This window comes from Elstera cyanobacteriorum, assembly GCF_002251735.1.
In the GTDB taxonomy this organism is placed as follows: Bacteria; Pseudomonadota; Alphaproteobacteria; order Elsterales; family Elsteraceae; genus Elstera; species Elstera cyanobacteriorum.
Map to the genome: position 1 here is coordinate 31,735 of NZ_NOXS01000029.1, position 18,990 is coordinate 50,724.

At 63.3% G+C, this 18,990-nt stretch carries 17 protein-coding genes; 7 read left to right on the forward strand and 10 right to left on the reverse strand.

All coding sequences use genetic code 11. The features are described from left to right. Window positions 1-122: 122 nt before the first annotated feature. Genes CHR90_RS05245 through CHR90_RS05260 form a run of 4 tightly spaced genes read left to right on the forward strand, consistent with a single transcriptional unit; the run spans window position 123 to window position 4,700 of the window. Entirely contained in the window at window positions 123-1,262 is a 1,140-nt protein-coding gene (locus CHR90_RS05245) for an ABC transporter permease (protein ID WP_094407939.1), read from the forward strand. Between the two features lie 2 nt (window positions 1,263-1,264). Then, window positions 1,265-2,050 carry an ATP-binding cassette domain-containing protein gene (locus CHR90_RS05250; RefSeq protein ID WP_094407940.1) on the forward strand — a complete coding sequence of 262 codons (786 nt, stop codon included), beginning with the start codon at window positions 1,265-1,267 and terminating at the stop codon, window positions 2,048-2,050. Continuing rightward, window positions 2,050-3,180, forward strand: coding sequence for a Gfo/Idh/MocA family protein (locus CHR90_RS05255; protein ID WP_094407941.1), 1,131 nt, complete (start codon window positions 2,050-2,052; stop codon window positions 3,178-3,180). Before CHR90_RS05250 ends, CHR90_RS05255 begins: the two co-directional genes overlap by 1 nt. A 23-nt stretch (window positions 3,181-3,203) precedes the next feature. After that, window positions 3,204-4,700 carry a CoA-acylating methylmalonate-semialdehyde dehydrogenase gene (locus CHR90_RS05260; protein ID WP_094407942.1) on the forward strand — a complete coding sequence of 499 codons (1,497 nt, stop codon included), beginning with the start codon at window positions 3,204-3,206 and terminating at the stop codon, window positions 4,698-4,700. Window positions 4,701-4,809: 109 nt separating this feature from the next. On the opposite strand, the gene CHR90_RS05265 is transcribed toward CHR90_RS05260, so the two are convergent. The 6 genes from CHR90_RS05265 to phnX all read right to left on the reverse strand — a co-directional run bounded on the left by CHR90_RS05265 (window position 4,810) and on the right by phnX (window position 11,317). Beyond that, complete coding sequence (locus CHR90_RS05265) at window positions 4,810-5,367, reverse strand: HD domain-containing protein (protein ID WP_094407943.1); 558 nt, start codon at window positions 5,365-5,367, stop codon at window positions 4,810-4,812. Then, the gene (locus CHR90_RS05270; RefSeq protein WP_094407944.1) at window positions 5,364-6,479 is read right to left on the reverse strand and encodes a TIGR03364 family FAD-dependent oxidoreductase; all 1,116 of its coding nucleotides are present in this window, start codon (window positions 6,477-6,479) and stop codon (window positions 5,364-5,366) included. Before CHR90_RS05270 ends, CHR90_RS05265 begins: the two co-directional genes overlap by 4 nt. Before the next feature lie 23 nt (window positions 6,480-6,502). Continuing rightward, window positions 6,503-8,194, reverse strand: a complete 1,692-nt coding sequence (locus tag CHR90_RS05275) for a putative 2-aminoethylphosphonate ABC transporter permease subunit (RefSeq protein ID WP_170941299.1) — start codon at window positions 8,192-8,194, stop codon at window positions 6,503-6,505. Beyond that, on the reverse strand, window positions 8,191-9,309 hold the full coding sequence (locus tag CHR90_RS05280; protein WP_229671468.1) for a putative 2-aminoethylphosphonate ABC transporter ATP-binding protein: 1,119 nt from the start codon (window positions 9,307-9,309) through the stop codon (window positions 8,191-8,193). The genes CHR90_RS05275 and CHR90_RS05280 overlap by 4 nt, the downstream gene beginning before the upstream one ends. Before the next feature lie 164 nt (window positions 9,310-9,473). After that, on the reverse strand, window positions 9,474-10,499 hold the full coding sequence (locus CHR90_RS05285; protein ID WP_094408073.1) for a putative 2-aminoethylphosphonate ABC transporter substrate-binding protein: 1,026 nt from the start codon (window positions 10,497-10,499) through the stop codon (window positions 9,474-9,476). An 8-nt stretch (window positions 10,500-10,507) separates the two neighbouring features. Further along, window positions 10,508-11,317: a phosphonoacetaldehyde hydrolase gene (gene phnX / locus CHR90_RS05290; protein ID WP_094407946.1), complete on the reverse strand. Its 810-nt coding sequence runs from the start codon at window positions 11,315-11,317 to the stop codon at window positions 10,508-10,510. 130 nt (window positions 11,318-11,447) lie between these two features. Between phnX and CHR90_RS05295 the strand changes: the two genes are divergently transcribed. Further along, window positions 11,448-12,365 carry a LysR substrate-binding domain-containing protein gene (locus tag CHR90_RS05295; RefSeq protein ID WP_094407947.1) on the forward strand — a complete coding sequence of 306 codons (918 nt, stop codon included), beginning with the start codon at window positions 11,448-11,450 and terminating at the stop codon, window positions 12,363-12,365. Here the strand turns inward: CHR90_RS05295 and CHR90_RS05300 are convergent. Continuing rightward, entirely contained in the window at window positions 12,340-13,005 is a 666-nt protein-coding gene (locus CHR90_RS05300; protein ID WP_094407948.1) for a TetR/AcrR family transcriptional regulator, read from the reverse strand. The genes CHR90_RS05295 and CHR90_RS05300 overlap by 26 nt on opposite strands. Window positions 13,006-13,112: 107 nt before the next feature. Between CHR90_RS05300 and CHR90_RS05305 the strand changes: the two genes are divergently transcribed. After that, window positions 13,113-14,297 carry an HlyD family secretion protein gene (locus tag CHR90_RS05305; RefSeq protein ID WP_094407949.1) on the forward strand — a complete coding sequence of 395 codons (1,185 nt, stop codon included), beginning with the start codon at window positions 13,113-13,115 and terminating at the stop codon, window positions 14,295-14,297. Further along, window positions 14,297-15,871, forward strand: coding sequence for a DHA2 family efflux MFS transporter permease subunit (locus CHR90_RS05310; RefSeq protein ID WP_094407950.1), 1,575 nt, complete (start codon window positions 14,297-14,299; stop codon window positions 15,869-15,871). Before CHR90_RS05305 ends, CHR90_RS05310 begins: the two co-directional genes overlap by 1 nt. Here the strand turns inward: CHR90_RS05310 and CHR90_RS05315 are convergent. The 3 genes from CHR90_RS05315 to CHR90_RS05325 are packed head-to-tail and all read right to left on the reverse strand — an operon-like array spanning window position 15,868 to window position 18,897. Further along, window positions 15,868-16,860 carry a sensor histidine kinase gene (locus CHR90_RS05315; protein ID WP_141210876.1) on the reverse strand — a complete coding sequence of 331 codons (993 nt, stop codon included), beginning with the start codon at window positions 16,858-16,860 and terminating at the stop codon, window positions 15,868-15,870. The two genes, CHR90_RS05310 and CHR90_RS05315, sit on opposite strands and share 4 nt — an antisense overlap. A 2-nt stretch (window positions 16,861-16,862) precedes the next feature. Further along, window positions 16,863-17,555, reverse strand: a complete 693-nt coding sequence (locus CHR90_RS05320) for a response regulator transcription factor (protein ID WP_094407952.1) — start codon at window positions 17,553-17,555, stop codon at window positions 16,863-16,865. A gap of 25 nt (window positions 17,556-17,580) precedes the next feature. Further along, entirely contained in the window at window positions 17,581-18,897 is a 1,317-nt protein-coding gene (locus CHR90_RS05325; protein ID WP_141210877.1) for a DUF4153 domain-containing protein, read from the reverse strand. Between the last annotated feature and the right edge of the window lie 93 nt (window positions 18,898-18,990).

An 18,990-nucleotide genomic window follows, 5' to 3' on the forward strand; every position in this document is an offset into this window, starting at 1 on the left:
TTTTTATCGAGCGTATCTCTCTACTCCCCAAGTGCCTTGGGCGCGGCTTCGGTCGCGCCCGCTTTTTCGCGCGTCGCTCCAACGCGCCCGCCGGGGGAGGATCAGTTTAAGGAGTTTCCCGAATGAGCGTTGGCGACATGTCGGATCGATCGATCACCCCTAGCCCCGCCGCCCCCAAGGATGACGAGCGCTTGCGCCGCGTCGGGCGCGTGTCGCGGTTGCTGAACCGTCCAGAACTGGGGGCCGTTTCTGGCCTTGCCCTGGTCTTCGTCTTTTTCGCCTTCGCCGCCGGATCGTCGGGCATGTTTGCCGCCGATGGGGTGATGAACTGGCTAACCGTCTCGGCGCAGCTTGGCATTCTGGCCATCGGCGCCAGCCTGTTGATGATCGCGGGCGAGTTCGACCTGTCCATCGGTTCGATGATCGGTTTTGCCGGCATGATGATCGCCATTCCGGCGGTGTTTTTCGGCGTGCCGATCTGGCTGTGCCTGATCTTCGCCTTTGCAGGCGCGCTGCTGGTTGGGTTTATCAACGGCTATATCGTTATCCGCACGGGCTTACCGTCCTTTATCGTCTCCCTGGCCTTTTTGTTCATTTTGCGCGGGCTGACGCTGGCGCTGTCGATCCTGTTCAGCAACCGCACCATCGTTGGCGGGCTGCGGGAAAAAGCGGCGGGCGATTGGCTGGCCCCGGTATTTGGCGGGCGCATCGGCCTGGGCTTCTTCCAAAAATTGGCCGAGTGGAAGATCATCGGGGCTTATCCCGATGGCTCCCCGGTGGTGCCCGGCCTGCCGATGGTCGTCGTTTGGTGGGTCGTCTTGGCCTTGATCGGTGGCTGGGTGCTGACCCGCACCCGCGTCGGCAACTGGATTTTCGCCTCGGGCGGCGATGCCAAGGCGGCGCGCAATGTTGGCGTGCCGGTGAATGGCGTGAAAATTGGTCTGTTCATGGTCACCGCCTTCTGCGCCACGGTCTATGCCGCATGTCAGGTGATGGAATTCGGTTCGGCGGCGGCGGACCGCGGCTTGCTGAAGGAATTCGAAGCGATCATTGCGGCGGTCATCGGCGGTAGCTTGCTGACCGGCGGCTATGGCTCGGTCATCGGCGCCTGCTTCGGGGCCTTGATCTTCGGGGTGGTGCAGCAGGGCATTTTCTTCGCCGGGTGGAACAGCGATTGGTTCCGCGTTTTCCTGGGCGTGATGCTGCTGATCGCCGTGGTCTTCAATAACTACATCCGCCGCAAAGTGACGGGGGAGCGCTGAGCATGGCAAATCAAACCCCGATTATCGAAGTCCGTAACCTCGCCAAATATTTCGCCTCCGTCATCGCCCTCTCGGGGATTTCTATGTCGGTCCATGCGGGCGAGGTTCTATGCCTCTTGGGCGATAATGGCGCGGGCAAATCGACGCTGATTAAAACCCTTTCCGGTGTGCATAAGCCGTCAGGCGGGGAGTTTCTGGTCGATGGCGCGCCGGTCGTGTTCGGCTCGCCGCGCGATGCGCTGGATGCCGGGATCGCCACAGTCTACCAAGATCTTGCCATGATCCCGCTCATGTCAATCACACGGAACTTTTTCATGGGGCGCGAGCCGGTGAAAGGCTTCGGGCCGTTCAAGCAGATCGACTTCGAGTATGCGGACCGGGTGGCGCGGGACGAGATGCGCCGCATCGGTATCGACATTCGCGATCCGCAGCAGGCGGTGGGCACGCTCTCGGGCGGGGAGCGCCAATGCCTCGCTATCGCCCGCGCAGTGCATTTCGGGGCGAAAGTGCTGATTTTGGATGAACCGACCTCTGCACTCGGGGTCGCCCAAACCTCGATGGTGCTGAAATATATCCATCAAGTGCGGCAGAAGGGGCTGGGGGTGATCTTCATTACCCATAACGTCCGCCATGCCTATGCGGTGGGCGACCGTTTCACCATCCTCAATCGCGGTAAAACCCTCGGGACGTTTGCGAAAAGCGAGATCGAGATCGACGCGCTGCAAAACCTGATGGCGGGCGGTAAGGAGTTGCAGGATCTGTCCGCCGAGCTTGGGGGCATGGTCTGATGCGGGAGATTGGCGTCGGGCTGATCGGCACCGGCTTTATGGGCAAATGCCACGCCCTGGCCTATGGGGCGATGGTGCCGATCTTCGGCGGGCCGCTACGCCCGAAACTGCTGAAACTTGCGGATGCAGACCCTTCGATTGGCGCGCAGCGGGCGGCGGAGTTTGGCTTTGCCGAGGCGGTCACCGACTGGCGGGCGATCATCGCCGATCCGGCGATTGCGCTTGTCTCCATCACCACGCCGAACGCCCTGCACCGCGAGATGGCCGAAGCGGCGCTGGCGGCGGGCAAGCACGTTTGGTGCGAAAAGCCGATGGGGCTGACGCTTGCGGATGCCGAAAGCATGGCGGCGGCAGCCCAGACGGCGACGGGGCGCACGCAGCTTGGCTACAACTACATTCGCAATCCGCTGATCGCCGAAGCCAAACGGCTGATCGAAGCCGGGGAACTCGGGCGCATTACCCATTTTCGCGGCGCGGTGGACGAAGATTATATGGCCGATGGCGATATTCCCTGGTCGTGGCGCTGCCGCTTGGCCGATGCTGGGTTGGGGGCGCTGGGGGACATTATGGTCCATCTCGTCAGTCTCGCGCATACGCTGATGGGCGGGATCGACAGTCTGACAGCGCAGATCGAAACCATCCACAAAACCCGCCCGCTGCCCGATAGGCCGGGCGAGAGCGGCGCGGTGGAGAATGAGGATGCGGCGCAGGCCCTCGTGCGCTTTGCCTCCGGCGCCTCGGGCGTGCTGGCGACCAGCCGCGCCGCCTGGGGCCGCAAGAACCGCTTGGGCTTCGAAATCCACGGCACCAAAGGCACGCTGATTTACGATCAGGAGCGGATGAACGAGCTTCAGTTCTTCAGCGCGTCCGGCGACGCTTCGACGCGGGGATTCCGAACCATCCTTAGCGGCCCGGTGCATGCGCCCTATGGCGCCTTCTGCCCGGCCCCCGGCCACGGCTTGGGCTTCAACGATTTGAAGGTGATCGAGCTTAACGGGTTGCTGCGCGCTATCGACGGGCAGGCGGACCCGCTGGCCGTCGATTTTGCAGCGGGGCTTGCGATCGAGCGCGTTATTCACGCTATGGTGACATCGGCGCAGACAGGCACCTGGATTGGGTTGCCCGCCTGACCGCAAGAATGGGGAGACAGTCAGTGGTTCAAGAGATTTCGCATTGGATTAACGGCAGGCTGCAGGCAGGGGCCAGCGGCGACTTTGGCCCGGTCTATAATCCGGCAACCGGCGAGCAGAGCGGCAAGGTCGCCCTTGCCAATGTGTCGGAAGTCGATGCCGCTGTTGCTAATGCCAAAGAGGCGTTTGCGACCTGGGGGAACCTGTCGCCGCTGCGCCGCGCGCGGGTGATGTTCAAGTTCAAGGAACTGCTGGAGCGCGACAAGGCCGAACTCGCGGCGATTATTACCGCCGAACACGGTAAGGTTCTGTCGGACGCTGATGGCGAAATCACGCGCGGGCTTGAGGTGGTGGAATTCGCCTGTGGTATTCCGCATCTGCTGAAAGGCGAGTTTACCGAGCAGGTCGGGCCGGGGATCGACAGTTGGTCGAACCGCCAGCCGCTCGGCGTGGTTGCAGGCATCACGCCGTTCAACTTCCCGGTCATGGTGCCGCTGTGGATGGCCCCGGTGGCGCTGGCGACCGGTAACTGCTTCATCCTGAAGCCGTCGGAAAAGGACCCCTCCGCCGCGCTGAAACTGGCGGCATTGCTGAAAGAAGCCGGGCTGCCGGATGGGGTGTTCCAGGTGGTGCAGGGCGGGCGCACGGCGGTCGAACGGCTGCTGGAACACCCGGACATTCAGGCGATCTCCTTCGTCGGCTCCACCCCGATTGCCGAGACCATCTATCGGGTCGGCTCGGCGCACGGCAAGCGCGTTCAGGCCTTGGGGGGCGCGAAGAACCATATGGTGGTGATGCCCGACGCCGATCTCGATCAGGCCGTCGATGCGCTGATGGGCGCGGCCTATGGCTCGGCGGGCGAACGCTGCATGGCGATTTCGGTGGCGGTCGCTGTCGGCGGCGTTGGCGATGCGCTGATGAAAAAGCTGGAGCCGCGCGTGCGCGCCCTGAAAGTCGGGCCGGGCACCGATCCCACGGCGGAAATGGGACCGCTCGTCACGAAGGAACACTTTCAAAAAGTGCAGTCCTACATCGATCTTGGCGTGGCCGAAGGCGCGAAGCTACTGGTCGATGGGCGCGGGCTGAAGCTACAAGGCTATGAGGATGGCTTCTTTCTGGGTGGCAGCCTGTTCGACCATGTGACGCCGGACATGCGCATCTATAAGGAAGAAATCTTCGGCCCGGTCCTCGCCGTCGTGCGGTCGGACAGTTTCAGCGACGCCGTCGATCTGGTGAACCGTCACGAGTTCGGCAATGGCACCGCCATCTTCACCCGCGACGGCGATGCGGCGCGCGAGTTCGGCAACCGCATCCAAGTCGGCATGGTCGGCATCAACGTGCCGATCCCCGTGCCGATGGCCTTCCACAGCTTCGGCGGCTGGAAGCGTTCGCTGTTCGGCGATCACCATATGCACGGGCCGGAAGGCGTGCGCTTCTACACGCGCCTCAAGACCCTCACGGCGCGCTGGCCCACGGGCATTCGGGCCGGGGCACAGTTCACCATGCCGACCCTGGGGTAGAGGGTTTATCGTCGGGGGCTTTGCCCCCGACACCCCCAGCCAAGGGACGCGTCCCTTGGCAATCCAATTGCCTGGATTCTCAAGGGGCGGGCGCCCCTTGAGTGGGGTTTCAGGGGCAACGCCCCTGAGCCGCTTCGCCGTATCTTGCGATAAACTCCCCGAAACTCGGCGTCACCCGTGCCGGGTCTTTTGCGGCATCGTCATAGCGGCGCAGGCGGACGGCGGCCGGGGCGAAAGGCTGGGCGATGAAGGCTTCGGCCTCGCCAGCGCTCATCGGGCCGCCTTGCAGGGCGAGCGAGCGGACCGAATCGTCGGACAGTAGGGCTGCGTAGCCGGGTTCCGCCGTACAGAGGTAGCGTTTGGCTGCGACATGCAGGCGCACGGGTTCCGATACTTCGGGCGGGAAATGGCGGGCGAGCCAATCGGCGCCTAAGTCTTCGTGTTTATCGTCTATCCCAGCGCTGGCCGGGTCTTCCCCCAGGTCATGGACCATATGGCCGATATCGTGCAGCAGGGCGGCGATAATCATCGCCGGGCTTTCCCCCGCTTCGGCGGCAAGATCGGCCGATTGCAGGGCATGGGCGAGCTGATGCACGTCCGTCAGCCCGTAGCGGCGGGTGGCGCGCCCTTCGTAAATGTCGATTAGACGGGCAAAGATATCGGTCATGGCAGCAGTCCCAAGGCTTGCAGCGTATCCTGTGCCAGCCCGAAGGCAGTGCTAGCGCCGGTGCCGCTGGTAACGCAGGTGATCGCAATGCGCGGATCGGGGGTTTCGATGAAAGCGTCCCGCTCGGCGCTGCCGTACACGCCGATCCAGCGTTCGATCACCTCAGATTTACTGAGATTGAGCGTTGCGCGGGCCAAATCGAGGATATTGCGATCCACGCTCTCCGGCGCGAAATCATCGACCGTTGCGCCGTAATGGTGCGAATCGCCGACGACCAGCGAGCCATCGGCGCTTTGCACGACGATCAGATGGATTCCATCGACAATCAGCGCCGGGTGCTCGGCGGCCAATTGCGCCGCCAGCGCCGGTTGCGACGGGCAGACGTGGTAACCGCGATAGCGCAGCAGGCCGAGGTCGCTCATTACCGCATGGGGCAGCCGCCAGCCGGGATCGGACAGGCGCAGCATATGCAGCTTGCACTCCTGCGGCGCGTGGCGGGCGATGACGTCGGGGAACAAGGTGCGGAAATCATGCCCAGGGCAAACGGCGATATGGCTGGCGGTGATTGTGTCGCTGGACGTGCGGACCCGTCCCGGCTCGATCCCGACGACGGGTGCGCCGCGCTGGAAGGTGACGCCTTGGGCCGCCAGCCAGTCGGCGAGCTTTGGGATGGCCGTGCGTGATTCGACGCGCAACTCGTGCGGGGAGTGTAACGCCCCGGCAAGCCCGCTGCCGATGGCGTAGGGCAGGGCGGCGCGGATTTGATCCGGCTCCCACACCGTGCAGGCGTCGCCCATCGCATCGGCGGAGAATTCCTCGATCACCTGCCGGGCGAGCGGCGAATGGGCGAGCATGAGCAGGCCCCGGTGCAGCACGTCGATCCCGGCTTTCGGGGCGATCTCCGCCCAAACATCGCGGCTAAAGCGGGCGCGGCGCCACGTATCGCCCTGGCCCTGGCCGGTAACGGTAACAAAGCCGAAGTTGCGCACGGAAGCGCCATTGGCGCGGGCGTCACGGTCGAGAACGATAACCTTTAGTCCGGCCTGTACGGCCAAGGCGGCATGGGCGAGGCCGACGACACCGGCCCCGATGACGGCAAGATCATACTGCATTTGACTGAGTTTTTCCTTCAGCTCTACCGCTGGCTCCAGCGGCGACGGCGACGGTCAATCAGGGCGCTGGCCCCGACCTGGGTCAGTTTGGCGGTGGCGCACAGAGCGGCGATGACCATGCCCATTGCGGCGGCAGACGCCGTGGCCCCGGCTTCATCCATATTCACAATGGCGATGGAGGCGGTTTTCGTGTCGGCGACATAGAGAAAGATGATTGCGGAAAGCGTGGTGGCGGCATTGGTGAAGAAATAAATCCAGATATTCAAAAGGCTGGGCAGGCACAGTGGCACGGTGACGCGGAAGAAGGTCTTCCACCCCGGCACTTTCAGCGAGGCACCGACCGCATCGAACTCCCGGTCAATCGCAGTCAGGGCCGTCGTCGCGGTCACATAGGTGACGGGCAACAGCCGCATCACGCTGTTCAACACCAGGATCGCCATCGTGCCGTAAAGGACATTCAGCGGGTTCCACGGCGCGTTAAAGAAGAAGATATAACCGAGGCCCATGACGAGGCCGGGGACGGCCAGCGGCACCAGCATCAGCGCGCGACCCGCGTCGGCGAGGCGCGGCATGTCTTTCGCGCGGTCGAGCAAGAAGGCGGTGCCGAAGACCAGCGGCGTGCCGATGCAGGCGGAGATCAGCCCTAACCGTACCGTATTCCACACCGACCCCCACCCGGCGGGGTCGGTTTCGGCGAAGTCGTAATGCCGCCAGGTCAGCGCCAGATTATAGGGCCAGTAGCTGACCAGCGAGGCCCAGGCGGCAATGCCGATCACCAGCAGAATAGGGGCGGCGATCAGCAGACAATAGAGCAGCGCGGCGCGGTCGCGGCCTGCCTCGGGGCGCGGCAGCAGCGGCACGGCGCGGGCGGTCAGTTGCGCCTGTTGCTTGCGCTGCACGGCGCGGTCCACCATAAACGCCAGCAGGGCGGGCAGCAGCAGGAAGAAGCCGATCACCGCGCCCATCGGGAAATTCTGCTGGCCGACGACCTGCTTATACACATCGGTCGCCAGCACGTTGAACTGCCCGCCGATGACCTTGGCGACGCCGAAATCGGTGACGACCTCGGTAAACACCACAAAGATCGCGCCGACCAGCCCATAGCGCGCGCCGGGCAGGGTGATGGTGAAGAATACCCGCCGCGCCGGCGTACCGAGGCTCGCCGCCGCCTCATAGAGCCGCGCATCCGCCGTCGATAGTGCCGTTGTCAGAATCAGCACCGCCAACGGGAAGGCATAGAAGCAATGGGCCAAGATAATGCCCCACGGCCCGTAGATATCGAACCCCTCCGGCAGCCAGGGGCGCAGCAGCCCTTGATTGCCGAAAAGATAGATCAAAGCGATGGCGGGCAGCACCGAAGGCGCCAAGAGTGGGATCGCCGCGATCATATTGAACAGCCCGCGCCCGCGCAGGCAGGTCCGCGTTAGGGCATAGGCAAAGCCGAAGGCCAGCGGCACGGTAAGGATCACCGTCACCAGCGCCGTCCAGATGGAGTTCCAGACCGAAACGGCAAGCGCCGGGCTACCCAGGAAGGCCAGCACATTGCGTAGCCCGACGAAACTGCCGTCGCGCGCTTGCAGGGCCAGATGCAACAGGCTGACCAGCGGCAGGGCGATGCCAAGGATCAACGTCCCGACGATCAGGGCAAGGCCGAGGCGTCGGACCAATGCCGGGCGGACCGTGGCGACGCGAGGGGGAAGGCTATGGCCGGTCATGCGGTAGGCTCGGCAAAGAGATGCACGGCGTCCGGCGGGACGGTGACGGCAATCGCGGCGCCAGGGCGTAGGTCGCATCCAGCGAGAGCGTGATGGCCGAGGTCGAGCCGCAGCGGCACGTCATGATCCAGCCCGCAATCGATTTCCACCTGCACCCCCGGGCCGTGGAAGGTGACGGCGGCGACCGTGCCGGTCAGGCGGTTGGGTTGATCGCCCCCTGCGCACAGCGCCAAGGCTTCCGGGCGCAGGCGAAGCTGGACCGGGCCGCGCAGGGCGCCCGTCGGGACATGGAGAACCTGCCGCCCGCAGACAACTGCCCCTGGCTCGAAGACCATGCCGCGCGCAGCCGTCATGCTGCCGACGAAATCGGCGACGAACAGGCTGGCGGGGCGGCGATAAATCGCTTGCGGGCTGCCGATCTGTTCGATCTTGCCGTCACTCATCACGACGATGAGATCGGCCATCGTCAGCGCTTCGTCCTGATCGTGGGTGACCATAATGGTGGTGATGCCGAGGCGGCGTTGCAGGTCGCGGATTTCGGCGCGCAGGCGTAAGCGCACGCGGGCATCAAGGGCCGACAGCGGCTCGTCGAGCAGCAAGAGACCCGGTTCCATCGCGAGCGCGCGGGCGAGGGCGACGCGCTGTTGCTGGCCGCCGGAAAGCTGATTGGGGAACTTACCGCCCGATCCCGGAAGCCCGACGACGCTGAGCAGTTCATCGACAATGCGCTGCCGCTCGGCTTTCGGTACCCGGCGGTTGACGAGGCCGTAGCCAATATTTTCCGCCACCGTGAGATTGGGAAACAGGGCGTAGGATTGAAAAACGATGCCGAAATCCCGCTCCCCCGGCGGCAGGTGCGAAATATCGCGCCCGGCCTGATGAATGCTGCCCGTGTCCTGGCGGTCGAGGCCCGCGATGGCGCGCAGCAGGGTCGATTTACCGCAGCCCGACGGGCCGAGGAAACAGACGAAGCTGGAGGGGGGAATATCGAGGTCGATGCCCTTCAAGGCTTCAAACTGACCGAAGCGCTTGCGCACCCCCCGGAGCGATAGATAGGGCGCGGTTTCGGCCTTCAATTGAGTATCCATCGGCGGCGGGGTGAGAAGCTGGGTCATTTCTGGCCTCGGCAGGGAAGCGGCGGGACATCATCGCGGGCTTGCGACCCTCTCCCTGGGGAGAGGGCAGGGCGAGGGGCAAGCCTGAACGATCAGCACGCTTCCCCTCACCCGGCGCCTGCGGCTCCTCCCTCTCCCGAGGGGAGAGGGAGCTTGGGCCTTCCTTAATTCTTCGGCGCGGATTTACCATCGTACCGGCGGGTCCACTCGGCGAGAACCCGGTCGCGATCGGCGGCCATTTTGCCGAAATCGACCTTCAGCATTTTGGCTTCGGCATCGGTAGGATAATTCTTCGGCGCGGCGTTCACGTCCTTACGACCGACGACGGCGTAGAATTTAGCGTATTGCTCGTGCGCCTCTTTGGAGACGGTGAAGTCGATCAGCTTCTTGGCGGCCTCGGCATTGGGGCGGCCTTTGACCAGGGCGGTCGCTTCCATATCCCAGGCCACGCCATCGGCGGGCACGATCACGTCGAGCGGCGCGCCATTGTTCTTTTCCTTCACCGCGCGCATGTCGATCCCGACCGAAGCGGTGCGTTCGCCTTTCGCGGCCTGCACATGGGGGGCGGAGCCGGAATGGGTATAGACGCCGATGTTGTCATGGAGCTTGTCCATGAAGGCCCAGCCGTTGTCCTCGCCCATCGACTGCAACCAGCCTGCGACTTGCAGATAGCCCGTGCCGGAGGAGGCCGGGTTCGGCATGACCAGCTTGCCTTTCAACTGCGGCTGCAGCAGATCGTTCCAACCCTTGACCGGGGCGGCGCCGGTTTTGGCGAATTCCGGCTGGTTGACGGCGATGAAGGACAGGAAAGCGTCCATGCCCGTCCATTTCGGTGCGCTCGCTTCGTCGCGGAAGCTCGGCTTCAGATCCTCAATCCCCTTCGGGGCATAGGCTTCCAGAATGCCTTCCTTATCGAACATCAGGATGGACGATAGGGCGACGCCCCAGATCACATCGGCCTGCGGATTGGCTTTTTCGGCCAGCACGCGGGCGGTGACGATGCCGGTCGAATCGCGCACCCACGTGATCTCGATGCCCTTATTGGCGGCTTCGAACGCGGCCTTCAGCGGCGCGAGCTGGTCGTTTTCCAGCGCGGTATAGACATTCAGCTTGGTCTGCGCCAGGGCGGCGCCCGTGGTCAGCAGCAGGGCGGCGGTCAGCGAGGCGACGGATTTCAGCGAGACGGACATGATCATCCTCATGCGGTGGGGGTTTGCCCGGCGGCGAGCTTGCCCCGGATGGTATCGAGCACCGGCAACAGATCCGTGACGGTATCGACGACAAAATGCGCCCCGGCGTCGAACAGCCGTTGGGCGGCCTGACGGCGCAGCGCGAATTGCGCATTGGGCGACAGGTCAGCCCATTCGGCGGCGGATAGGCCGACGGCATTGCCGGAGACGGCGACCCCGATGGTCCAGGTTCCGGCGGCAAGCCCTTCGGCGATCCCCGGTTCGGTATCATCGACCTTCACGACGCGGGCCGGGTCGGCGAGGCCAAGGTCGGCAAAGCATTTCTGCATCATCATCGGGCCGGGGCGGCCTTCGGGCAGATCGTCGGCACAAACCAGGGTTTCCGGCGCATATCCTTGGGCGGCTGCGACCGGCAGGACTTGGTTCATAATCTCGCGTGTGTACCCGGTGGTGGAGCCGATACGCACCCCATCTGCCTTCAGCCGCTCGATGATCGGCAGGGCACCCGGCACCAGATCGGCGAATTGCGCGGCAACCGCGACATTCATCGGGCCGAATTCGGCATAGAGCCGGTCGATGTCGGCTTCCGTCGCGGCGGCACCATAGTGGGCGGCCCAGGCGTCGGCAATGCGCGGCTGGGTTAGCATGGCGGCGATATGGGCGCGCTTCGGCAGCCCCATCGGCACGCGGGCCTCAAGCACCGAAACCTCGAGCCCGTGACGGCGAAAGAGTTCGACGAAAACCCCCATCGGCGCGCGGGAGCCAAAGTCGATCATCGTGCCCGCCCAATCGAAAATAACGGCTTCGATGCTGCTCATCGGCCCAGTCTCCGTGATCCATGTGGGGTTGGGCGGAGAATGGGCGGGAACGTGATTTCGATCAAATCCATATATCCGCAACATACTATCGGTAAAACCAAACAAACTGACGGGTTCAGATGGATAGAAAATGCTGAATTATCACCAGATCCGCGCCTTCCACGCCGTTGCCCGCGAAGGAACGATGAGCCGCGCCGCGCGGATGCTCGGGGTGTCGCAGCCGACTTTATCGGAACAAATCAAGGATTTAGAGGCACGTTATCAGGTGCGGTTGTTCAGCCGAGAGGGTCGGGGATTGGTTTTGACCAGCCTGGGATACGAGCTTTATGGGCTGACGACGAAACTATCCGATGTGACGGATCAAATTCAGGCGCTGCTGGGCGACCGGGCGACGGTCGATCTTGGCGGCGCCTTACAGGTCGTGGCCGATGGGCCGCTGCACGCCGCCTCGCTGCTGGCGCGGTTTCGTCAGCGCTTTCCGCAGCCGCAGGTATCGCTGGGTGTAACAAACGCCCCGGCGGCGCTAAAACAGATTTTGGACGGGGTGGCCGATGTTGGCATCGTCGCCGATCCGAAAGTGGTGCCGGGGTTGCATTTCGTGCCGATTGGCGAAGACCCGCTGGTGGCGGTGATGGCGGTCGATCACCCACTCGCCGCACTGGAGGTGGTGCCGGTCAGTGCCCTTGCCGACACGGTATTATTGCTGCGGGAGCCTGGGTCGACGACGCGCGCCGTGACGCTCGCGCTGCTGGACAAGCATCAGACTAGCCCACGCGAAACGATCCAGGTGGCGACGCGCGAGGCGATCCGCGAGGCGGCGGCGCATGGGCTGGGGGTTAGCCTGATTTTTAACTCAGAAACCGGGCAGGACCGCCGGGTGGTGAAACGCCCGCTGAGTGCGCCCGGCGGGATCACCGGCTGCACGGAATATGTCGTCTGCCAAGAAGCCCGCCGCCGCCGCCCGATCTTGCGGGCGTTCCTGGAACTTGCGGAGGAGTATGGCCACCAATGGCGCCAGGGCATCAGCCCTTCAGCGGATAAAGTTTAAAGAAAGCCGCGACCGATTCGGTCACATGGGCGTGTTTTTCCTCCGGCGACATATCGTCGATCACCGCCAGCATGGCGGCGCGCAGGGGGCGGGAGAAGCAAATATCGAAGAAATGCTGGGCCGCTTTCGCCGGATCGGCGGCGTCGAGTTTCCCTTGCGTGATCTGGGTTGCCAGATAATCGGTCAGCCGGGCGATGCCCCGGGCGTAGCCGGTTTCAAAAAACGTCCGCCCGATATTGGGAAAGCGCGGGGTTATGCCCATCACCAGCCTTACCCGGGCAATCGATTCGGGGTGAAGGAGCTTGGTTAAGATTTTCAGCCCGAAATCATAAAGCACGTCGGCCGTCGCGTGATCGTCTGGCGAGATGAGGCACAGGCTTTCCGCCTGTTCCTGTTTTTCCAGCCGGATCAGCTCTTCGAACAGCGTATCTTTGCCCGAGAAATAGGCATAGATCGTACCTTTGGAAACGCCCGCCGCCTTCGTAATATCGTTCATGCTGGCGCCGTCGAACCCATGTTCGAGGAAAACCCGCTTCGCCCCTTCCAGAATCTGCCGCCGCTTTGCCGTATCCGCCGGATCGTCGGTCGCACCTTGGGCGCCTAGGGGCGGGGCGGCGAAGGCGGCTAGGGGAACGGTCATGCAAAACCTCGGGGGCGGGGGCGGGCTTCCCTCTTGATTAACGGAGTTAAAGGGTCTATGTCAAATCGAACCGAACGGTTCGGTTTATTTTTTATGACGAGGCTTCCATGTCCCAATCCCAGCCGACGGGTGCCGATCACGGCCCGGACAAAGCGCGCGGTTTTTCGCCGAAAAAGCTGATTCTGCCGGTCATTTTGCTGGCGGCGGTCGGGGCGGGGGGCTGGTATGGGCTCGACTGGTATCAGCACGGCCGTTTCCGCGTTTCCACCGACGATGCCTATGTGAAGGCCGATGTTACGGTGATGGCCGCGAAAGTCGCGGGCTATGTCACGGATGTGGCGGTGCGCGACAATGGGTATGTGAAAGCGGGCGAGGTTATCGCCCGGCTGGACGATGGCGACTATCGCCTTGCCGTCGATGCGGCGAAAGCCAAGTTGGCCACCCACGAACAGACGCTGGCACGCATCGATGCGCAGATTGCGGCCCAGGAAGCGGTCGTTCTGCAAACCCGCAGCCAAAAGCAGGTGAACCGCGCCGACAGCCAGCGCGCGGCGGCGGCCTTGCAGCGCGTGCAGGCCCTGGTGCGGTCGGATTTTGCCAGCCAAGCGGCCTATGATACGGCCAAGGCGGACCGGGAGCGCAACCTGGCGCAAATCGATCAAGCCTCTGCCGCCGTCGTGGCTGCCGAAGCGCAGGTCGACGTGCTGAAGGCCCAGCGGGCGGAAACCGCGCGCGGGCGCCAGGAACTGCAAAATGCGCTCGATAAGGCCGAACGCGACCTTAGCTTTACGGTCATCCGCGCGCCCATCGACGGCATCGTCGGCAATCGCGCCGTTCAAGTTGGCCAATATGTGCAGCCCGGCGTGCGGTTGCTGGCGCTTCTGTCGCCGAAATCAGTCTATGTCGAAGCCAATTTGAAAGAAACCCAGCTTGCCAAGCTGCAACTCGGCCAGCAGGTAACGGTGATGGTCGATGCCCGCAAGGATCGCCCGGTCCAGGGCGTCGTCGAGAGCATCTCCCCCGCGTCGGGTGCAATTTTCTCGCTGTTGCCGCCGGAAAATGCCACGGGCAATTTTACCAAGATCGTCCAGCGCGTGCCGGTGCGCATTGCCCTTGACCCGCAGGCGGTTTCGGAAGGCTGGTTGCGCTCGGGTCTCTCGGTCGAAATCGAATTGCGCGCCCAGGATGGCAAGAAGCCGGTTCGGTTGGGCGACGTTGCGGCGCTGCCGAACGGGTTTAAACCTGCCCCGGCGGGCGGTGAACCCGTCGCCTCACTTTCGCTGGCGCAATAATGAGCGCCGCCGCCGTCGCGGCTGTGCCGCCATCCCAGGCCGTGACGACCCGCAAGGTCATTGCCTTTACGGCAATGGTCTTCGGGATGTTCATGGCGATTCTGGACATTCAAATCGTCTCGGCCTCCCTGGCGGAAATTCAGGCGGGCCTATCGGCCTCCAGCGACGAAATCCCCTGGGTGCAGACCTCTTACCTCATCGCCGAAGTGATTATGATCCCGCTGTCGGGCCTGCTATCACGGGCGCTGTCAACGCGGGTGCTGTTCACCGCCTCGGCCCTTGGCTTTACGCTGATGAGCCTGATGTGCGCCCAGTCGCAGACGATCAACGAGATGATCCTGTGGCGCACCCTGCAAGGGTTCGTCGGCGGCGCGATGATCCCGACCGTTTTTGCGACGGCCTTCACGGCCTTCCCGCCCTCGAAACGCAGCACGATTTCGCCGCTGATCGGCATGGTCGCCACCCTGGCGCCGACGATTGGGCCGACGGCGGGCGGCTATCTCACCGATCTCTTCTCCTGGCACTGGCTGTTTTTGGTCAACGTCGTTCCCGGCTGTCTGGTCGCGGCGGCGGTCTGGTTTCTGGTCGATTTCGACAAACCCGATTGGCATCTGCTGGAGAATTTCGATTGGACCGGCTTCATCAGCATGGCCCTGTTCTTGGGTGCCCTAGAATATGTGTTGGAGGAAGGCTCGGCGAACGATTGGTTCAATGACGATGCGATCTTGATTGCCGCCATCGTCAGCGCCGCCAGTGGAATTCTGTTCTTCTGGCGGACGTTGCGAATAAAATACCCCATCGTCGATCTAACCGCCTTCACCGACCGCAATTTCTGGACCGGCTGCCTGTTTTCCTTCGTCATGGGTGTCGGCCTCTACGGGCTGACGTATCTTTACCCGGTCTATTTAAGCCGGGTGCGTGGTTATTCGGCCCTGATGATCGGCGAGACGATGTTCCTAACCGGTATCGTCATGTTCTTCGCCGCCCCCATCGTTGGGCGCCTCTCGACCAAGATGGACCTGCGGGTGATGATGGCCATTGGCTTCATGGGCTTCGGTCTCGGAACCTATCTCGCCTCCGGCATCACCAAGGATTGGACCTTCGACGAACTGGTGTTGCCGCAGGTATTGCGCGGTTTCTCGCTGATGATGTGCATGGTGCCGATCAATAACCTCTCACTCGGCACGTTGGCACCGCAGCGGGTGAAGAACGCCTCTGGCCTCTTTAACCTCACCCGCAACCTCGGCGGCGCGGTGGGGCTGGCGGTCATCAATACCCTGATGAACGAGCGGATGGACCTGCACCTATCGCGCTTCCGCGAAAGCATCGCCTGGGGCCATGGCAAGGCGGAAGAAGTGCTGACCGCCTTCGCCACCCAGTTCCAGGGCATCGGCACCGAGGCCGATTTGATGGCGCTGAAACAGATGGAAAAAATCATTCGCCGCGAAGCCCAGGTTTTCGCGATGAGCGACGTTTTCCTGGCCCTAACCTTCCTGTTCTTCGCGCTGGTGCTGATGGTGCCGCTCACCCGCAAACCGCGCCCGGCGCCAGCGGGCGGCGGCGGTGGGCATTAAACCGGTAACCGGATCGAAAAAGCCGCCCCTGTCAGCGTTTGGCCGGTCGTCAGGTCAATGCTACCGCCGTGGGCCGCGAGGGTCGCCCGGACGATGGCAAGCCCCAACCCGGTGCCGCCGGTATCGGCGCGTGTGGTAACGAAACTCTCGAACAGGGTTGTGCGCACGCTGGCGGCGATACCGGGGCCATCGTCTTCCACAATCAGCCCCGGCGGGTTGGTTACCGTGATCGACAGGCGGGTTGCGCCATGCTGATGGGCGTTTTCAGCGAGATGCCCAAGGACCATGGTCAAGGCTTGTCGGCTGAGCGGCAAGGGGCGCTCCGGCGTTCCGCTCAGGGAAAGCGTTAGGCCTGGCGCGGCGGTGTCAAGATCCGCCAGGATTTCCGCCAGGCGGCACCTGCCGCCCGGCAGGGGCGCTTCGGCTTCAGCGAGGCCCCGTAGGTCGTCAAGCAGCCGGGTCAGCCGGTCGCAATCGGTCAAAATATTCTTCAGGAACCGCTGCCGCGTTTCTGGCGGCATCGTTGGATCATCCGCCATCAGTTCAGCCGCGCCGCGCACGGCGGTCAGCGGTGATTTCAGTGCGTGAGACACATGGGCGGCAAAGCTCGAAAGATAGGCGGAGCGGGCGTGTTGCCGTTCGGCCAAGGCGAGCAGGCTTTGCGCCAGATCGGCGGCTTCGCGCGTACCCTGATGGGGCGGCGGCGGCGGAATATCGGCGCGGCGGTCGAGATCATGTGCCCAAGCCGTCAGGCGGCGCAGTGGTTCGGTCAGGCTGCGATGGAAGATATAGCCGATCAACCCGGTGATCGGCGCGAGAATCCCCGTCAAGACCGCAGCTTCGTCGGCGTCGATTCCCAGCGGTCGCCCGCGCAGCAACCAGAGGGTCGCAATCCCGGCGGCGGGGAGGCTGAGCACCAGCGCCAGCGTCGCCGCCGTGATCATCGCCAGCGACGGTCGCCATTTCCGGCGGATCGATCGAGATGGCACGTTTACACCTGCGCGCGGCAGGGGCCGAGCCGAAACCCGACCCCGTGAACGGTTTCGATAACAACACCAGGGCCCGCCGCGGCCAGTTTCGCGCGAATATTGCGGATGTGACTGTCAATGGTCCGGTCGGCTACCGTTAGCGCATCGGGATAGGCCGCATCGAGAATCTGCGCGCGCGTGAAAACCGCCGTGGGGCGGCTGGCCAGCAAGTGCAGAATGGCAAACTCCAAGGCGGTCAAGCCCACCGTTTGCCCGGCATAGCGGGCGTGGAACCCCTCGGGCATTAGCGTTAAATCATTGCGCTCCAGACTAAGCGGCGGCGTGCTGCCGCCCTGGCTCCGTTTCAGGATCGCCCCAATGCGGGCCACCAGTTCGCGCGGGCTGAAAGGTTTACCCACATAATCGTCGCCACCGAGTTCCAGCCCCAGAACCCGGTCGATCTCGTCATCCCGGGCGGATAAAAACACAATCGGGCAGTCGGAGGTTTTGCGGATATCGCGGCACAGATCGAACCCATTGCGGTCTGGCAGGCCGATATCAAGCACAACCAAATCGGGCCGGTCGCGGTGAAACCGGTTTAGCCCTTCCGGCCCCGTTGCCGCCGTGATCACGGTGTACCCGGCCTTATCCAGGGCAAAACAAATGACCTCCCGGATATGGGCCTCGTCATCGACCACTAGTATCCTATGGCCCATTCCGGCCCTCTCCCGTGCGCCTGCGTTACGGTGTTGTAGCCAATCGCCGCTGAAGCCGCCATCCGCGAAGCGACCACCGGCGCCAGTCGCTTTGGGCGGCCTCTAGCTCCGCGATCAGAAGATGCTCGCTGTGCCGAAGGCTACTTTGAAGGGCCGGGTCGGGTGTCTGCAGTCGAAGGGTAGCAAGGGCGGGCAGGGCGCTAGGCCCCAGAGACTTTAAATATGCCGTATCAAGGAAAGGACCGTCTCCCCCCATCTCCCGGCTATGGGCGAGGTTAAAGTCGGCGATCAGCCCTTCGGCGTCTATCAGACCCCAACCATAAACGGCGATAAGGGCTGCGACGGTCAGGCGCGGCGCTAACCAACCCATCGGCTTACGACCAGCAATCATTCGGCCAACGATCAGGAAGCAGAGGCCGATAAATCCGATCAGGCCAGCGCCCGCTAGGCGCAGCAGCGTAAGGGAATAGGCGCTAACATAGGCGTCTAGCCGCAACAGCGCAAAAACGACCATCAACAAGCATTGGCCGGCCCAAAGCAGCATCAGGTAGCGGGCCAATGGCCCTGGAAGGGTGCGGGCAAAGGCCAAAAGAACCGCGATGGCTATAAAGGCGGCCAGCATCAGCGCATAGGCGCCCCGATGGGCATAGGCCGAATAGGTCATGCCTGCGGGTAGGCGTATCCCTGCACCCAAGACCGCGAGGTCGAGACCGTTCTGCAGAGCGAACACCAGATTCAGTACCACCAGACCACCAAGGATGCTTCGCGCTGAAGGCGGCAGGGCGGGTAGGATAAGATCAATCGGGGGCCGTACCCGCTTTTGCCCTGTGAGCCACGGCCAGATCAGGCCAGCTAAGAGGACAACCGCCAGAGCGTCGAAGGAAAGGGCAAAGTCGGGTGAGGCGATTGACGGGAGTGCCCGCAACCCTGCTTCAATCATCGGATTGGCGGCAGCGAAGATCATCAGGAACCCAGCCCCCAAGGCAAGCGGAAGCGCAAAGGGGCGCAGCGATCCGCCCAAGGAAGCCGCCTTCCAGCGGCGCCCGCAGGCCCAACCCCACCGAATACTATCGCGCACCGCGAGGAGGGGGCCGACCGGGGTGAGGGCGATGGGCATCAAAAGGCTTAGGGATAGAAAAGCAGCATTCGGAACGCCTACCCGGAATAGAAGAAAACTCAGGCCGACCAAAGTCAGAAGAAGGCTGGTCAGGTTTGCCATTTCGATCAACGCGACCAGTCCGAGGAGGAAGGGAACCGCAGCCCAGAGGATCGCCGAGGTCACGGGCCGGCAGCACCAAAAGGGGGTGGCCAGCAGTGCTATGGTCAGCAAACCGGCAGCCAATCCAAGCCCAAACCCCTGAGGCGGCAAGAGAGTATGTAAAAGCAGGCCGCCGGTTAGGGCCGCCGCGATACGGAAAGGAAACGCATCCCGGAT

Coding starts and splice junctions, on each gene's coding strand:
- CHR90_RS05245 (WP_094407939.1), top strand. CDS start 123: ATGAGCGTTGGCGACATGTCGGATCGATCGATCACCCCTAGCCCCGCC.
- CHR90_RS05305 (WP_094407949.1), top strand. CDS start 13,113: ATGTCCCAATCCCAGCCGACGGGTGCCGATCACGGCCCGGACAAAGCG.
- CHR90_RS05255 (WP_094407941.1), top strand. CDS start 2,050: ATGCGGGAGATTGGCGTCGGGCTGATCGGCACCGGCTTTATGGGCAAA.
- CHR90_RS05265 (WP_094407943.1), bottom strand. CDS start 5,367: ATGACCGATATCTTTGCCCGTCTAATCGACATTTACGAAGGGCGCGCC.
- CHR90_RS05295 (WP_094407947.1), top strand. CDS start 11,448: ATGCTGAATTATCACCAGATCCGCGCCTTCCACGCCGTTGCCCGCGAA.
- CHR90_RS05275 (WP_170941299.1), bottom strand. CDS start 8,194: ATGACCGGCCATAGCCTTCCCCCTCGCGTCGCCACGGTCCGCCCGGCA.
- CHR90_RS05320 (WP_094407952.1), bottom strand. CDS start 17,555: ATGGGCCATAGGATACTAGTGGTCGATGACGAGGCCCATATCCGGGAG.
- CHR90_RS05300 (WP_094407948.1), bottom strand. CDS start 13,005: ATGACCGTTCCCCTAGCCGCCTTCGCCGCCCCGCCCCTAGGCGCCCAA.
- CHR90_RS05270 (WP_094407944.1), bottom strand. CDS start 6,479: ATGCAGTATGATCTTGCCGTCATCGGGGCCGGTGTCGTCGGCCTCGCC.
- CHR90_RS05285 (WP_094408073.1), bottom strand. CDS start 10,499: ATGTCCGTCTCGCTGAAATCCGTCGCCTCGCTGACCGCCGCCCTGCTG.
- phnX (WP_094407946.1), bottom strand. CDS start 11,317: ATGAGCAGCATCGAAGCCGTTATTTTCGATTGGGCGGGCACGATGATC.
- CHR90_RS05310 (WP_094407950.1), top strand. CDS start 14,297: ATGAGCGCCGCCGCCGTCGCGGCTGTGCCGCCATCCCAGGCCGTGACG.
- CHR90_RS05280 (WP_229671468.1), bottom strand. CDS start 9,309: ATGACCCAGCTTCTCACCCCGCCGCCGATGGATACTCAATTGAAGGCC.
- CHR90_RS05250 (WP_094407940.1), top strand. CDS start 1,265: ATGGCAAATCAAACCCCGATTATCGAAGTCCGTAACCTCGCCAAATAT.